Raw genomic sequence first — 15,414 nt, forward strand, 5'->3', positions numbered from 1 at the left:
CACTTCCACAGTGCTGGAGCCGGCCCCCGCCCCGCCCCCTCCTCCCCCGGCCCCTCCGGGGAGGAGGGTGGCGTCCCCCTCGGGGGTGGGGGGATCCCGCCGCCGTGAGGCGTGGGCCACCGTCCGGAGGCCACGGGATCGGGCGATCAGACCCGGTCGGCCGCGATCAGCACGTACTGGAAGGAGCCGTCCTTGTAGGACTCGATGAACGCCTCCTCGATGCCGGTCACCAGCGAGGTGGTGTTGCGCAGCTCCCAGTAGGGCAGGGTGTCCGGGGTCAGGTCGATGACGGCCTGCGGCACCAGACGGTTGTCGGCCATCGCCCGCAGGTACTCGCGGCGCGAGTGGATGTTGCACTCGAAGTGGGCGTTGATCTGCGAGACCCACTTCGACGGCTGGCCGTAGCGCGGGTTCCAGCAACCCGTGATGGTCACGTACCGGCCGCCGACGCTCAGCACCCGGGAGTGCTCGGCGAACAGGTCGTGCAGGTCGACGTACATGCTGGACTCGTTGTTCCAGGAGCCCGCGACCGTGCCGGTCTCGACGGGCATGTTCAGCATGTTGGCGACCCGGGAGCGGACGAAGTCGCCGATGCCCAGCTCGGCGGCGCGCTTGTTGCCGAACTCGGCCTGCTGGGTGGACAGGGTCAGGCCCTCGACCCGGCAGCCGAAGCGCTGGTGGGCCATCACCATCGAGCCGCCGCGGCCGCAGCCCGCGTCGACCAGCGTGTGGTCGGCGCGGATGTCGCCGAGGTGGTCGAGCAGCACGTCGGCCTGGGCGGACTCCAGGCGGTGCAGCTCGGCGATGACCTTCTTCTCGCGCTCGCTGTCGGCCGGGTCGCCGATCGCGGCCCGGTCGATCTCCCCGATCCCGTAGTGGTGGTGGTAGAGGCCGTCGACGTCACCCAGGCGAAGGTTGACCGGACGGGCCTCGTGGTCCCAGTAGCGTGCGATGTCGCCCTGGTACGGGGTCGCCGGGCCGGGAATAGTGTTGCCGGGGGTGGTGATGTCGTCGGTCACGGACATGGGTCAACTCCTAGTGGATGGTCAAGGGGTCGGTCATCAAAGGGGATTCGCTGCCGGTGGGAGGTGGCACCGCCGGAAGGGCCGGTGTCACCAGAAGTCGGGCAGCGTGTAGCGGTAGGTGTTGGTCTGGTGCCAGTAGTGGTTGCCGTCCACCCACGCGGCCACACCGCGCAGGAACCGTGGGAGGGCCGGCACCGGGCAGGACAGGGCCAGGGCCGCCGCCTCGGCCTCGAAGGCCAGCATCAGTTCGTTGTGGACCTCGACCGCCTTCAGGTAGCCCTCCTTGCGGGAGACGCCCTCGCGCTCGGAGATCACCACCGGCAGGTTCAGGTGCAGTCCGGGGCTGGCCAGCTCCTTCATGTACGAGTAGAGGTCGTTGACGATGGTGGTGGCGTTGGAGGCCAGCGCGATCACCCGCTGCATCGCGGGCAGCGCGTGCAGCTCGGCGGGCAGCTCGTAGCCGCCGACGGTGTCCGTGATCGTCGGGCAGGGGCGGAAGTTGTTGAACTGGCGCATGGCCAGGTACTCCCACACCTCCGGCACGTGGTCCGCCTGGTCCCAGGCGGCCTCGGCCAGGTACCCGAGGTGCAGCCGCGCCATGTCGTGCCGGAACCGGTCCGACTGGGAGGGCGTGGCGGCCCGGGTGAAGTACTCCATCGCCGAGTGGTAGGCGCGCCGGGGCGGGTCCGACGACAGCGAGGCCTCCCACTCCGGGTGGTACTCCGTCGTGGTGTGCAGCGGGTCCAGCGCGGTGTGCGCGAGCAGCAGGCGGCTGCCCAGGCCGATCGGCGACCCGCCGAGGTCCTCGCAGTAGCAGTCGTCCACCGCGTTCTCGGCCACCATCAGGCGGGCCGCGAGCATCAGGTGGTCGACGCTCGGCGCGTCCGGGTGGCAGGCCACCATGTAGCGCCCGGTGGAGAAGCCGTCGAAGTCCTTCTCCCAGTCCGGCGGGTAGAGCTCGACCTCCTCCATCGCCCAGACCTTGATCTCCGCACTGAGCGCCTCCACCCGCACCGGGTCGGGCTCGGCGATCGGGTGGTGGTACAGGCCGGGGATGGGGTCGCCGGCCTTGGGCTTGCCGCCGCTCGGCGCCTCGGCGGCCGGGCTCGCGGCCGTCGCGATCGTCGCGGTCGCGGCGGGCGGAACGGGCAGGACGTGGACGGGCGGCAGCCGGAACCCGGGGGTGGCCGCCGTGACCTCGGTCGCGGCTTCCGAGATCTCGGGCACCGGAACCTCGGAGGCGGGGGCCTCGGGGGCCTCGACCTCGGGCGCCGACACCTGCGGCCGGAACTGCAGCCCGGAGGTGCCCAGCCCGCTGGGCCCGCGCAGGATCCGGTCGATCGCCGGGGTGCTCATGGTCCCACCGCCGGGGCGGTCACGGGCCCGCATGGTGTCTCCGGTCTGGCACGCAGGGGCATGGAGGCTCCTCTGGGAAGGGGTCGCACACATATGACGGATCGTCATTTCGTCAACCTCGAACGGGAACTCGGGCTTCCGCCCCCGTCCCGTTCGGTTCACCACCGTAGGCGCGAAGGCGCGTTCCGCATCGCAACGGACGATCTTCCTCACCCGATAGGGTGAACGTTCGGGCTGACGACGTTTGAGCGGACCGCAGTCGTGCATTGATCACACCGGTCCCGGGGCGCCCTGGCCGCGAACCCTCCCGCCCGAGCCGCCCGCCCCCCGCGTCAAGCCGCTGACGCCCGCCCGTGTCCTGGGCCGCCCGATCGCGCTGTTCCGGTCGTGGCACGGGCTGTTCGCATGCGAAAAGACCGGAGGGACGCGCAGTGACAGCGCTTTCGATGCCCTCGCCTCGGAGAACCCGCTGGATTGCGGACCGGACCGGTCGGTCACCTCCCGGCCCGGTGCACGGCCCCACTGGTAAGGGGGACCAGAATGGCCTGGGCGCCGTGAGGACGGGGCCAGGAAGGAAGACCAGCGCATGGAGAGCCAGGCCCGCAGCCGCACCGCACTCGTCGAGGAGCTCATGGAGCGCTATCCCGACGTGCCCCGGGAGGCGGTGATCAAGGAGGACCTGCTGCGCGGCGGCATGGCCTTCGACGAGTCGGCACTCAGCGGCAGCGCCGGCGCCGACGGGGGCGGCGAGGTCAAGCCGAAGTCGTACTTCATCTTCTCCTTCGACCACCGCACCCTGCCCGAGCTGGGCGCCGCCGCGCTCAACCGGCCGCCGGAGGAGATCGTGCTGACCGGCGGCCCGTACGGGCTGCGCCGCACGGTGGTGTCGGTGCGGGTGAACCCGGACTCGCCCTACCGGGTCGGCGCCGGCGAGGACGGGACCCTCGGCCTCTACCTGGACGGCGCGCGGATCGCCGATGTCGGCCTGCCGCCGATGCCGGACTACTACCGGCACACGCTGGCCAACGGGAAGTCGGTGATGGAGGTCGCCCCGACCATCCAGTGGGGCTACCTGATCTACCTCACGGTGTTCCGGGTCTGCCAGTACTTCGGCGCCAAGGAGGAGTGCCAGTACTGCGACATCAACCACAACTGGCGCCAGCACAAGGCCGCCGGCCGCCCGTACACCGGGGTCAAGCCGGTCGAGGAGGTGCTGGAGGCGCTGGCGCTGATCGACGAGCACGACACCGCCCGTGCCTCCCAGGCGTACACCCTCACCGGCGGGGCGATCACCTCGCGCGTCGGCGGCCGGGACGAGGCCGACTTCTACGGGCAGTACGCCAAGGCCATCGAGGAGCGCTTCCCCGGCCGCTGGATCGGCAAGGTGGTGGCCCAGGCGCTGCCGCGCGAGGACGTCCAGCGCTTCCACGACTACGGCGTGCGGATCTACCACCCCAACTTCGAGGTGTGGGACAAGCGGCTGTTCGAGCTCTACTGCCCGGGCAAGGAGCGCTACGTCGGCCGGGACGAGTGGCACCGCCGGATCCTCGACTCCACCGAGGTGTTCGGCCCGGAGAACGTGATCCCCAACTTCGTCGCGGGCGTGGAGATGGCCGAGCCCTTCGGCTTCACCACGGTGGACGAGGCGATCGCCTCCACCGAGGAGGGCCTGCGCTACTTCATGTCCCACGGCGTGGTGCCGCGCTTCACCACCTGGTGCCCCGAGCCCACCACCCCGCTCGGCAAGGCCAACCCGCAGGGCGCGCCGCTGGAGTACCACATCCGGCTGCTGCAGACCTACCGGGCGACCCTGGACGAGTTCGGCCTCTCCTCCCCGCCCGGCTACGGCCCGGCGGGCCCGGGCAAGGCGGTCTTCTCGGTGAGCTCCTTCATGGACTCGCTGCAGGGCTGAGCACGGCCCGCCCCGAAGGCGCCGCCGCCCATCGTCCGGGCGGCGGCGCCCGGCCCGTCAGCTCCCGTTCAGCGGGCGGACGGTGAGGATCTGCTCGGCCCGGCCCAGCGGGCCGTGGACGTCGTGCAGCACGGTGCTGGTGACGCCGTGCCCGGCCGGGCCGAAGCTGACGCTGGTGTCCAGGCCGGTCCAGGGGCCCTCGGGGCGGCGGTGGAAGTGGATCGTCAGGTCGGTGTTGGGGAACATCCACTCGGTGGGGTTCCGCCGCACCGCGATGCCGTTGGCGGTGTCCACCAGCTTGACGAAGGAGGCGTGCGGGCCGCTGGGCTCCCCCGCGACCAGCTCGACCGGGGTGGAGATCCAGGCGGCGGCTCGGCCCGGGGCGGTCTCCCGGCGGCGGACGTCGATCGAGGCGATGTAGCCGCCGCCCCACACCCCGGCCATCGTCCAGGGCTCGAACTCCTCGGGCCCGGGCAGCGGCCGGTCGTGGGTGCCGGCGACGGCGGTGGTGTCCAGCTCGGCGAGGAACCAGGCGCGGGCCCGGACCACGGCCCGCCCGCCGGTCACCACGGTGGCCTCGACCAGCTCGATGGTGCGCCCGGGGCGGACGGTCTCCACCGTGATCTCGAACTCGTCGAGGGCGATCAGGCCGAGTATGTCGTAGCTGATCCGGGCCAGGGCCAGGCCGTCGGCGGGGCGCCCGGCCCGCTGGTGGCCGGCCCGGTGGCGGTCGATGGCGTGCACGATCAGGCCGCCGAGCGGGCTGAAGTGCTGCTCGTCGGGGTGCCAGGCACCCTGCGCCTGCGCGGTGGGCTTGTAGCTGTTCTCGCCGGTGCGCTGGTAGTAGCTGTCGGGCGCGGCGGTGGGGGTGGTCACGTGCGCTTCTCCTCGGGCCGGATCGCTGGCTGCCGGGCGGGCGCCGCCGTGGTACGACGGCGCCCGACCTCGGCGTTCAGGATCGTAGGGGGCCGAACCGCCGGTGGGGCGTCACGGGTGACGCATCCCACACCCCCGGAGGACCAGGAGTGTCAGTGCGCGGCGAGCGGGTAGTGGTCGGAGAGGTCGGTGTAGGTGTAGCTCTTGCCCCAACTGCTCACCGTCCAGGGCGCGCTGTGCACCCGGACCACCTCGTTGGTGTACTCCTGCGGGCGGGCGTGGTCGGCCCGGTAGAGGACGTAATCGAGGTCCTCCTTGGGCTCGCCCGGGTAGCGGTAGGCGGCGACGGAGTTGTCGGCGGTGTCGAAGGAGTACGGCCAGCCGGTGCGGGCGGAGGCCGGGGCGAGATTGCCGTTGGTCAGCAGCGCCTGGTACTCGGAGCCGTGCGAGTCGATGTTGAGGTCGCCCGCGACCAGGATCGGTTCGTCGGCCGGGATCCGCTTGGCGTCCAGGAAGGAGCGCATCGCGGTGAGCTGCTTGGCCCGGATGTCCGCCGCCTGGCCGCTCGCGCAGCCCGAGTCGGTGGACTGGAGGTGGGTGCCGACCACGTGGGTGCGACGGCCGTTGACGTCCAGCACCGCGTAGACGAAGCCCTTGTTGGAGAACCAGTCCGAGCCGCAGGCGTCCTTGTAGACGTACTGCTCCTTGCGCAGGATCGGCCACTTGCTGAGCAGGGTGACGCCGCCGTCCTCGGGGGTGGTGGCGCTGTAGCTGCCGGAGGTGGCGTCCCAGCCGCTGGTGGAGCGGCCGACCACCGGCGTGTGGTACGGGTAGGCGGCCGAGGCCTTGGCGGTCAGCGCGTCGGAGGCCGAGTTGTCGAAGGCCTCCTCCAGCACGACCACGTCGTGGCCCTGGAAGAAGTCCGCCGAGGCGATGGCCTGCGCCCGGTACTGCTGGCCCCAGTTGGGGTAGAGCGAGGTGCTCATCAGGAACGTGTTGTAGGTCAGCACGTCGAGCGGGGGTGCGGTCGCGGGGGCGGTCTCGGCCGAGGCCGGGACGGCGCCGAGCACGGCGAGGACGGTGGCGGCGGCGCCGGCGGCGAGGGCGCGGCGGACGGACGACAGGGGCATCGGGCCTCCGTGGGGGGCGTTGTCGTGGACCCGTCGGGTCGAGGGATGTTGTTCATCCAACTTGGCTGTCGGCACCGACCGCAAGACATCGGGCGAGCATGCGGTGAACTCGTCGGTAACACCGTCGGCGAGGGGCTGACGGGCGGTCACCGCCCCGCGCGTCAGGAACCGGGGTCAGACTGTCCCCAGCGCGACGAAAGAACGAACGGGGGAAGACATGGCCGGCAGGAAGAAACGGAAGAGGCCGCTCGCCGAGGGGGTGGTCCCGCCCCCGAAGCGGGTCCGCAGGCGCCCGGAGCCGCAGTTGTCGGCGCGGGCGGTCCGCCGGACGGCGTGGCCGGTCGGGGCACTCACCCCGGTGCTGATGGTCGGCCTGGCGGTACTGGGCAGCAACCCGGACTACCAGCTGCCCTGCGGCATCCTGGCGTTCCTGGTGCTCTCCGCGGGCGTCGTCGCGCTCGGCTTCGTCCGGCCCCGCGGCTGGATCATCTGGCCGGCCGTCCTGCTCGGCGTGCTGCTGCTGGTCCTGCCGACGACGAGCATCCGCGCCCAGATCATGGCGCAGCGCGGCGTGGAGACCGCGGTGGTGGTCACCGCGGCCCACAGCGCGAAGGACAAGAACGGCAAGGTGAGCTGGACCTGCGCCATCCGCCGCGCCGACGGGCGGCCGTTGCCGCACGCCGAGGTCGGCGGCTACGGCTGCACGGGCACGCGCGACATCGGCGACACCGAGAACGTGCTGGTCGACCCGGCGGGCTGGGCGCCGCCGGTCCCGCTCGACGAGGACCTCGAATTCCGCCGCGGCGGCGTCCACGTCACCGCGGTGCTGGCCGCCCTGTGGGGCCTGCTCACCCTGGTCGCGGCGCGCCGCACCCTGCGGGAGCCGGGCGCCGCGGCCGGTCAGCGGGGCGGCAGGTAGCGCACCAGGACGTCGGAGCCGGTGCCGTTCAGGGCGCCGAACAGCAGGGTGGTGCCGAACGCGTCCACGGCCGGCGCGAAGGACGGGCCGACGGCCTCGGCGACCCGCTCGACCCGGCCGGTCCGCAGGTCCCGCCGGAAGAGGTCCGGGGCGCCGTTGGTGTCGCCGGGCACCAGGCCGGCGTCGTCCGAGACGAAGGAGACCCAGCGGTCGTCCGCCGTCATGACGGCCGGCTGGGCGCCGGCGGGGGCCACCTCCGTCACCGTGCCCGTGTGCAGGTCCCGGGCGTAGAGCGCGACGCGGGTGCCGCCCTGGTCCGGCTGGAACACCCGGAACAGCGCGTACCGGCCGTCCGGGCTCAGCCGGCTCAGCCGCACGGCGTCGCGCAGGGTGCCGCTCGGGTCGATGCTCGCGCCCTCGATCCGGCCGGTGCGGGTGTCGTAGACGTAGAGCGGGAACAGTTGCCGGGTGGGCGGCGGCTTCAGGGCGGCCAGGGCGGACTGCGCGGCCGGGGCGGCCGGCAGCAGGTTGGCCGCCTTCGACCGGAAGGCGACGGTCCGGCCGTCGGCGCTGAGCGAGGGCTCCACCGAGCCGCCGTCGGCGGGGGCGCCGCCCTGCCCCGCGGTGACCAGGCGGGTGGTGCCGGTCCAGCGGTCCGTCAGGTACACGTTGGCGGTGCCCGCCTGTGCCCCGGGGGCGAGGTCGGCGCGGTCCGAGGAGTAGGCGACGTACCGGCCGTCGGCGCTGATCGCGGGGCTGACGGAGTTCCCGGCGCCGGCGCCGGCGGTGACCAACTCGGTCCGGCCGCCGAGGCGGTCGCGGACGTAGACGTCGGTGCGCCCACTGCCGTTCCCGGCAACGGCGTTGACGGCGTCACTGCTGAAGGCGACGTACCGGCCGTCGCCGCTGATCGCCGCCTGGACGGTGGAGCCGTCCAGCTGGGCGCCGCCGTCGGCGAGGCTGACCCGCTCGGTGCGCCGCGTCCACAGGTCGCGGACGAAGACGTCGTAGAGGCGGTTGGTGTCGCCGGGCACCAGGTTGGAGGCCGGCGAGGCGAACAGCGCGTAGCGGCCGTCGGCGCTCAGCCCGAGCGGCTCGGACCAGTCGTCGGCGGGCCTGCCGTCCGGGCTCACGTTCACCCGCACCGTGTCGCCGTCCGTCACCTCGGACGCGGGCGCGGACACCGGTGCGGAGGCCGGTTCGGACGCGGGCGTGGTCCGGGCGTGCGCCGCCGGTGCCCCGGCGCCCACCAGCAGCGCGGCCGCCAGGGCGCAGACCACCCGTACCGTCGTCGTCCTCATGGGCTCCCCTCCCCTTGCGCTCCCCTTCGTTCCGGCCGAGCCAACCCCCCTGGGTGGCCACGGTCAACCCCGCCACCCCGCGATGGACACGATTCCGCCAACTCCCGGACACGACAGGAGCGCACCTACCGCACGAGCCGATCCACCGGCTCCCGGGACGCATCACCCACCCTGGCAAGGGAGGCGAGAGCAGATACCCCGAACCGGCTACATCCTCGCTAAACGCGGACCAATACGGGCATCCCACCCACGGTTGCTTCGCACCGAGGCAGCGCCCGGCCGTCGAGCGCTCGGCCGTCAACCGGACGTGACCGGCGGCAGTCGAGCGAAAGGCGGAAGCCATGAGCATGATCCAGACCGGCAAGCTGCAGTTGAACTCCACCAGCGCCACGGAGCTGACCGGTGGAGCCACCTCGACCTTCACCCAGGTCACCTTCCCCACGCCCTTCCCCAACGACGCGAACGTGATCGTCGTGCCGTTCGTCCAGACCTTCAACGGCCCCGACACCCCCGGTCTGCGGATCGCCGACGTCACCACCACCGGCTTCAAGATCCGCATCAACGAGCTCGTGGGCAGCGGCCGCGCGCTGTCCGACGGGCCGCACACCACCGAGACCATCGGCTGGATCGCCAGCACCGTCTGAGCCCCGGGCTCCTCGCGGCCCCGCACCGGCCCGGGGCCGCGAGGGGCCCTGCCCCGAACCAGCGAGCCGCCGCACCGGCCCGCGCCGCCAACGCCCCTTCGCATCGGGCGTGTTCCCCCGCCCCGGCTTGCCGGGTCGGCAAAACCCGTTGGACACGGACGACCACCGGTGCGAAGGTCCGGGAATGACCGTTGACGAAGCCTTTGCCCGGCCCGACGGCCCGCCCCTGGCCGTGTCACCGCCACTGCCCCTGCCGATGCCCCTGTTCCTCCCCGTGCCGCTGCCCGGCGGCCTGCTGCTGCGCGAGTCCCGGCCGGAGGACCTGGAGCAGCTCCGCGCGCTGCTCGCCGAGCGCGGCGACCCGGCGGACGCACTCGACCACCGTCTGGTGGTCGAGGATCCGGACGCCGGCTGGTCGGCCAGCGCGGTGGTGGTCGACGGCGACCGGGTCGTCTCCACGGCCACCCTGCTGGACGAGGAGCTGCGCCTCGGCGACGTCCGGCTGCCCGCCGGGCAGGTCGAACTGGTCGCCACCGACGAGGAGTACGAGGGCCGCGGCCTGGTCCGGGCCCTGATGCAGTGGGCGCACGCGCGCTCCGCCGCCCGCGGGCACGTGGTCCAGGCGATGATCGGAATCCCGTACTTCTACCGGCTGTTCGGCTACGAGTACGCCATCGACATCCCGGTCTCGCGGCCGCTGCGCTCCACCCCGCCCACCGAGGACGGCGCGCCCGCGCTGCGCACCGCCCGGGCCACCGACCTGCCCGCCCTGGCCGCGCTCCAGGAGCAGGCGCAGCGCGGCTTCGACCTCGCGATGGGCCACGCCCCCGCCCGCTGGCGCTGGCTGCTGGCGCACGACGCGAGCACGCTGCGGGTGGTCGAGCGCGCGGGCGAGGTGGTGGCGGTGGGCCGCACCACCCCCGTGGACGACGGCGAGTTCCACCTCGCCGAGGCGGCTGCCGCGGACGAGCGGGCGGCGCGCGAACTGCTGGCCGGTGTAGTGGCGTTGGCGCCCGAGGCGCGGCTCCGCGTGGTGCACCGGCCGGGCACCCTGCCGGCCACCGTCTGGCATGACCTGCTGGACCTCGCGCCGCGCCCCGAGGCGGAGCAGTACTACGTCCGCATCCCCGACCCGGCCGTGCTGCTCGACCGGCTGCGACCCCTGCTCCACCAGCGCCTCACCGCCGCCGGCCTGGACTGCGCCGACGGCGAACTGCTGCTCACCACCTACCGCGCCCACTACCGGATCCCGGTCGGCGCGCAGGGGCCGGGCAAGGTGGTCACGGGCGGCACGCTGCAGCACCTCGGCGCGTCCGGCGGCGTGGGCGTGGCGCCGGACGCGCTGGCGGCGCTGCTCTTCGGGCCCTACGGGATCGAAGGGTTGAGCCGCATCCGGCCGGACGTGTACGGGCGCGGGGACGAGGAACTGCACCGGGCGCTGTTCCCGCCGCTGACGGCCGACCTGCTGACGTACTACCTGCCCTGACGTCCGTCCCGCTGCGCCCCTCACGGGGACCTCGGCCGCTTCCCCTTTCGAGGCCCGGCGGCCGGGGCACGGGGTGCGCGGCGTGAACGAAGTGATCTTCCGGGCGAAGGACCTGATCCGCCCCGCCGGCATCGCCGCCCCGGTCCTCCCCCTCGTGCTCGAAACCGCCTTCGGCCTGTTCGCGCTCGCCGACCTCGGCACGGTGCTGCTGGTCGCGATGACCCTGGCGCTCGTCCTCCCGTTCCTCCTCGTGGCCCTGCGCGCGTGGACCGGGGTCGGCACCGACAAGTACCACTCGACGACGGAGTTCCTGGCGAACACCCGGCAGGTCATGGACCGGTGGGAACGGAACACCGCCCCGGACCGTCGCGTCGGGCCGCGGCCGCGGCTCTGGGACGTGCTGTCGATCCCGGTGATCGGTTCGGCCCTCGGCGCCGCTTTCGTCGCCGTCGTCCTGACGCAACTGCGGTAGCCCGACGGCCGTCGGAACACGAGGGTCACGAGGGTCACGAGGTCGGCTCCGGCTCCTGGGTGGGAGCCGGAGCCGACGCGCATTCCCCGCGACCGACGCGCCGTCGGCGCGGGTAGGCGCGCCGGTCAGTCCGGCACGGGCAGGCACTCGGCGAGCAGGCCGACGACGTCGCGCCACGCCCGCCGGGCGTGCTGCGGGTGGTGCGCGACGCCGGGGAGCACGGTGTGACCGACCGTCGGATGGTGGAAGGCGTGCTGGGCGCCGCCGTAGACCACGAGGCGCCAGTCGACGCCCGCCGCCTGCATCTCGGCGGTGAAGGCCTCCCTCCGCTCGGCGGGCATGATCGGGTCCTCCGAGCCGACCCCGGCCCACACCGGGCACCGGATCCGGGCCGCCTCGCCCGGGCGGCCGGTGGTGAGTCCGTTGACCGTCCCGATCGCCCGCAGGTCGACACCGGCTCGCCCGAGTTCCACCGCGATGGCACCCCCGGTGCCGTAGCCGATGGCGGCGATCCGGTCCGGGTCGGTCCGCGGTTCGGCGCGCAGCACGTCGAGGGCCGCGTGGCCGATGTCCCGCATCCGGTCGGGGTCGGCGAGCAGCGGCATCACCCGCGCCAGCATCTCCTGCGGGTCGCTGATCCAGCGCCCGCCGTGGAGGTCGAAGGCCAGGGCCACGTAGCCCAGTTCGGCGAGGGCGTCGGCCCGGCGGCGCTGGAAGTCGTTCAGGCCCGGTCCCTCGGGCCCGATCAGCACCCCGGGCCGGCGCCCGGCGCCGGCCGGGAGCGCGAGGTGCCCGATCATCGTCATTCCGTCGGCCGGGTACTCGACCGTGCGTGTGGTGACCGTTGTCATGGAACCGGACAGTACTGGGGTCCGCGCCCCGACCGGGCCGGACTTCGCCCTCGGCAGAGCGAGCGGCCCGCTGACGGCCGCCGCTGCGCTTCGCGTCGGCCCGGCTCCGCTGCGTGAGGGAGTGGTGCGGTCAGCGTGATCCCCGGGCGAGGAGAAGACATGGCCGAGCGCGAGAACGGCACCGTGAAGTGGTTCAACGACGAGAAGGGCTACGGCTTCATCACCCCGGAGTTGGTGACCCGCCTGATCGGCCGACCGTCAGAATCCAGCCCACGGGCCCCGTCGAGCCCCTCCCAGCGGTCTCCTCGGCCGATATCGGCTCCCGCCGGTCCCGGCCCGGGCCGATCGTACGAACAGCGACCGGCCCGCGCGCGGGAATCCGGGAGTTCCGCGGCAGCGGCACCGGCGCCCGTCGGCGGCCCGGGCCGAACCGGCGCGGCTCGCCGACCGGTACCAGTCGTCGCTCGACGAGGCGTACCCGCCGGATCCGTCTCCGTGGTCCGAGGAGGAGAAGGAGCTGTTCCGGCAGCAGGCGGCCGCTGCGCTGGAGGCCTTGCGCCGCGACCTGGGCCGCGGTTGGACGGTCGAGGATCCGTCGGGCCCGGTGCACTGACCCCCGGTCCGCCCCGGAGTGGTGCGGACCGGGGGCCGGGAGCGGGAAACATCGGGGCATGGCCAGGACGGCTCTTCAGGCCTGGTTTACGACTTTTGGTCATGGTTTTGGCCGAAGTGGTTAAAGACCCGGCCAAAAATGCGGATGACCCCTTGCCGATAATGTGATCACATGTGCAGGCGCTGTGACGTTTCACGTCGCAGGGGAGGGAACGGTCCGCTTTGCCGAGCGGACCCGATCAACAGGAGTCGTACCATCAACACCGCCATCCGCAAGGCCGCCCGTGGGGCGATGCCCGTCGCCGTCACCGCCTCCGTGCTCGCCACCGGCCTCACGGCCTGCGGCACCGTCGAGCAGCTGTCCGCCGCGCAGAAGGTCTCGAAGGCCTTCGACAAGGTCCGTGACGGCAAGTCGGCCGGGTTCACCCTCTCCATCGACGCCACCCCCGAGCAGGTCGCCGCGTTCGCCAACTCCGGCGAGCACAAGGGCAACGGGCTCATCGGCTCCGCCCGGGGCCGCAAGGAGGACATGGACGAGAAGACCGCCAAGGCGATCTCCGGCCTCTCCGTCACGGTCGCGGTCTCCGCCGACAAGCCGCTCAAGGACATCGAGGCCTTCAAGAACGCCGGCCAGGCGGGCAAGAACACCGACCTGACGCTCGACAAGTCGGTGCGCGTCTCCTACCTGCTCGCCGACCGCAGCGGCACCGCACTGCTGGAGTACCGCCAGGTCGACGCCACGGGGTACCTGCACGCCGACGCCAAGGGCCTGATGAAGCTGGTCGGCGAGGACCCGTCCACGGTGGACGAGCTCCGCAAGGACCTGCCGGAGGAGATGAAGCCGGTCGGGGACGTGCTGGCCGGCAAGTGGGTGTCCTTCGACCTCCAGTCGCTCGCCGACCGGGCGAAGGAGGGCGACGCCAAGAAGGCCGCGCCGAGCGCCGCCCCCAGTGTCGACCCGGAGCTCGGCAACCAGCTCCTCAACTCGATCAAGGACGTGCTCGGCCGCACCGTCACGTACGAGGACAAGGGCAAGAAGGACGGCACCGAGCACCTCTGGGTGAGCGCCCCGGCCCGCCAGCTGGTGGACGAGATGTACAAGGCCGTCAAGCCGCTGTCCGCCAAGTTCCCCAAGCAGCTGGGCGACTTCCCGGACAAGGCCCCGAGCGACGTGCCGGACCGGAAGATCGGCGTCGACCTCTACCTGAAGAACGGCGCCTTCTCCTCCGCCACCTTCGACCTCGCCCAGCTGGCCGACAAGGTCGAGCCGGGCGTCAACTTCCCGGTGAAGCTCGCGTTCAGCCAGGCCGCCCCGAACGTCCAGGCCCCGGCCGACGCGGTCAAGGTGACCAACGAGCAGCTGATGGACGCGGTGCTCGGCCTGGCCGCCGGGAACGACGAGGACGGCCTCGACCCCGAGGACTTCGGCGACCTCCCGGCCGCCCCGCCGCTGACCGACGCCCAGCTCAAGGAGCTCGCCGGACTCGGCGTCACGGAGGCCGAGGCGCGCGAACTCAACGACGCGGGCCTGAGCTTCGGGAGCATCAAGCAGCTCGCCCAGGCCACCCCGCCCAAGGCCTGACCTCAACCTCCGACCGGCCGACCGGCCGACCGCGCACCAGCGGTCGGCCGGTCCTGCGTTTCCGGCCGGGCACATGCGCCCGGCCCGCGGTCACCGGCCGGGCGGCGGCGCCGGTGCCGTGCCGGTCGGCAGGTCGGCCGGCTTGCCCTCCTGGTCCACCGGTGTGTCGTCGGGGTAGTGGACGCACCCGCTGCTCGCGGTGACCGCGAGGGTGTGGTCCGCGGGGTCGAAGCGCACGAGGGCCTGCTCGGGGAGGGACCCCGGGCCGGTGGCCGGCGGCGTCAGCATCAGGACGAGGACCTGGCCGGACACGTCGGCCGGAGCGACCGTCCACCCCTGGGCCGTCAGGGCCTGCCCGGGCCGTGATCCCGTCGTCCGGCCGGCGCACGTCGGACGGCTTCACCTCGGGCCCCAGCGCGAGGGCCTCGTAGACGGTCTGCGTCCGGGCGTCCAGATGCCGCGCGACGGCCGCCGGATCCGCCCGTTCTCCGGCACGGGCACGGGCGCCCGCCCGCCCGCCCGCCGTCAGGCGTGGGCGGCGGCGCACTCCGGGTGGCCCCAGGAGCCGCCGACCTTGGTGATCTTGTCGCCCTTGGCGTACGGGCGGCTGCACGGGCAGGTGCCGGGGAAGCGGGCGTTCAGGGTGCGCGAGCCGCCGCTCCGCTTGGCGGCGCCGGTACCGGTACCGGTACCGGCGCTACCGGCGGAGGTGGCGGGCCGGGCGGTGCGTGCCCTGGGGGCCTTCGTGGCGGCAGCCGGGTCGGGGACCGGCAGGTCGGCGGCGGTGCCGGAGGCGTCCTGCTGGGTGCGGGCGGCGTCGCTGGCGGCCTTGTCGGCGATGGCGTTCAGCGGGTCGCCGTCCACCTGGTGGGCCGGCACGTACACGAAGGTGACGTCCCGGCCCTCCAGCAGGGCGTCGATCGCCTGGATCAGCTCCTGGTTGGCGACCGGCTTGCCGGCCGCCGTCTTCCAGCCGTTGCGCTTCCAGCCCTTCAGCCACTTCGTCACCGAGTCACGGGTGTAGGTGCTGTCCAGCCGCACCTCCAGCGGCACCGCCGGGTCCGTCGCGGCCAGCAGCTGCCGCAGCGCCGTCAGCTCGCCCACGTTGTTGGTGCTGTGCCCGAGCGCGCCGGCCTGCCAGCGCCGGGGCGCCCCGGTGGCGTCCGCGACCACGTACGCCCAGCCCGCCGGACCGGGGTTGCCCTTGGCTGCTCCGTCACACGCTGCAATGACTCGTTCGACCATGCC

The 15,414-nt window shown here is 73.0% G+C and carries 15 protein-coding genes; 7 read left to right on the forward strand and 8 right to left on the reverse strand.

Annotation, left to right across the window (positions count from 1 at the left end):
* Positions 1–146: 146 nt before the first annotated feature.
* Together ACZ6EM_RS02180 and ACZ6EM_RS02185 are read right to left on the reverse strand one after the other, a co-directional pair.
* Positions 147–1,025 carry a geranyl diphosphate 2-C-methyltransferase gene (locus tag ACZ6EM_RS02180; RefSeq protein WP_359915263.1) on the reverse strand — a complete coding sequence of 293 codons (879 nt, stop codon included), beginning with the start codon at positions 1,023–1,025 and terminating at the stop codon, positions 147–149.
* An 87-nt stretch (positions 1,026–1,112) separates the two neighbouring features.
* Positions 1,113–2,414: a family 2 encapsulin nanocompartment cargo protein terpene cyclase gene (locus ACZ6EM_RS02185; protein ID WP_452179254.1), complete on the reverse strand. Its 1,302-nt coding sequence runs from the start codon at positions 2,412–2,414 to the stop codon at positions 1,113–1,115.
* A gap of 553 nt (positions 2,415–2,967) precedes the next feature.
* Here ACZ6EM_RS02185 and ACZ6EM_RS02190 point away from each other — a divergent pair.
* The gene (locus tag ACZ6EM_RS02190) at positions 2,968–4,293 is read left to right on the forward strand and encodes a radical SAM protein (protein ID WP_401048829.1); all 1,326 of its coding nucleotides are present in this window, start codon (positions 2,968–2,970) and stop codon (positions 4,291–4,293) included.
* Positions 4,294–4,350: 57 nt separating this feature from the next.
* Here the strand turns inward: ACZ6EM_RS02190 and ACZ6EM_RS02195 are convergent, their stop codons facing one another.
* Together ACZ6EM_RS02195 and sph are read right to left on the reverse strand one after the other, a co-directional pair.
* Positions 4,351–5,169, reverse strand: coding sequence for a thioesterase family protein (locus ACZ6EM_RS02195; RefSeq protein WP_452179253.1), 819 nt, complete (start codon positions 5,167–5,169; stop codon positions 4,351–4,353).
* A gap of 152 nt (positions 5,170–5,321) precedes the next feature.
* The gene (gene sph, locus ACZ6EM_RS02200; RefSeq protein WP_401048826.1) at positions 5,322–6,299 is read right to left on the reverse strand and encodes a sphingomyelin phosphodiesterase; all 978 of its coding nucleotides are present in this window, start codon (positions 6,297–6,299) and stop codon (positions 5,322–5,324) included.
* A 217-nt stretch (positions 6,300–6,516) separates the two neighbouring features.
* Between sph and ACZ6EM_RS02205 the strand changes: the two genes are divergently transcribed.
* Positions 6,517–7,218, forward strand: coding sequence for a hypothetical protein (locus ACZ6EM_RS02205; protein ID WP_401048824.1), 702 nt, complete (start codon positions 6,517–6,519; stop codon positions 7,216–7,218).
* On the opposite strand, the gene ACZ6EM_RS02210 is transcribed toward ACZ6EM_RS02205, so the two are convergent.
* Positions 7,200–8,519, reverse strand: a complete 1,320-nt coding sequence (locus tag ACZ6EM_RS02210; protein ID WP_465771395.1) for a hypothetical protein — start codon at positions 8,517–8,519, stop codon at positions 7,200–7,202. The genes ACZ6EM_RS02205 and ACZ6EM_RS02210 overlap by 19 nt on opposite strands.
* A 341-nt stretch (positions 8,520–8,860) precedes the next feature.
* On the opposite strand from ACZ6EM_RS02210, the gene ACZ6EM_RS02215 reads away from it, so the two are divergent.
* From ACZ6EM_RS02215 to ACZ6EM_RS02225, 3 genes are all read left to right on the forward strand, one after another.
* Complete coding sequence (locus ACZ6EM_RS02215; protein WP_380548567.1) at positions 8,861–9,163, forward strand: hypothetical protein; 303 nt, start codon at positions 8,861–8,863, stop codon at positions 9,161–9,163.
* Between the two features lie 184 nt (positions 9,164–9,347).
* Positions 9,348–10,649: a GNAT family N-acetyltransferase gene (locus ACZ6EM_RS02220; RefSeq protein ID WP_465771396.1), complete on the forward strand. Its 1,302-nt coding sequence runs from the start codon at positions 9,348–9,350 to the stop codon at positions 10,647–10,649.
* A gap of 82 nt (positions 10,650–10,731) precedes the next feature.
* Positions 10,732–11,121, forward strand: a complete 390-nt coding sequence (locus tag ACZ6EM_RS02225; protein ID WP_465771397.1) for a hypothetical protein — start codon at positions 10,732–10,734, stop codon at positions 11,119–11,121.
* 125 nt (positions 11,122–11,246) lie between these two features.
* On the opposite strand, the gene ACZ6EM_RS02230 is transcribed toward ACZ6EM_RS02225, so the two are convergent.
* A complete protein-coding gene (locus tag ACZ6EM_RS02230; RefSeq protein ID WP_401052268.1) occupies positions 11,247–11,972 on the reverse strand; it encodes a dienelactone hydrolase family protein in 726 nt (241 codons plus the stop codon).
* A 159-nt stretch (positions 11,973–12,131) separates the two neighbouring features.
* Here ACZ6EM_RS02230 and ACZ6EM_RS02235 point away from each other — a divergent pair, with 159 nt between their 5' ends.
* On the forward strand, positions 12,132–12,752 hold the full coding sequence (locus tag ACZ6EM_RS02235) for a cold shock domain-containing protein (protein ID WP_465771398.1): 621 nt from the start codon (positions 12,132–12,134) through the stop codon (positions 12,750–12,752).
* Between the two features lie 124 nt (positions 12,753–12,876).
* Entirely contained in the window at positions 12,877–14,166 is a 1,290-nt protein-coding gene (locus ACZ6EM_RS02240) for a hypothetical protein (protein ID WP_465771399.1), read from the forward strand.
* A gap of 90 nt (positions 14,167–14,256) precedes the next feature.
* On the opposite strand, the gene ACZ6EM_RS02245 is transcribed toward ACZ6EM_RS02240, so the two are convergent.
* Both ACZ6EM_RS02245 and ACZ6EM_RS02250 read right to left on the reverse strand, forming a co-directional pair.
* Positions 14,257–14,478, reverse strand: a complete 222-nt coding sequence (locus ACZ6EM_RS02245) for a hypothetical protein (protein ID WP_401052261.1) — start codon at positions 14,476–14,478, stop codon at positions 14,257–14,259.
* Between the two features lie 213 nt (positions 14,479–14,691).
* Complete coding sequence (locus tag ACZ6EM_RS02250) at positions 14,692–15,411, reverse strand: ribonuclease H family protein (protein ID WP_465771400.1); 720 nt, start codon at positions 15,409–15,411, stop codon at positions 14,692–14,694.
* Positions 15,412–15,414 lie beyond the last annotated feature (3 nt).

The organism is Kitasatospora sp. NPDC041917 (assembly GCF_055589745.1).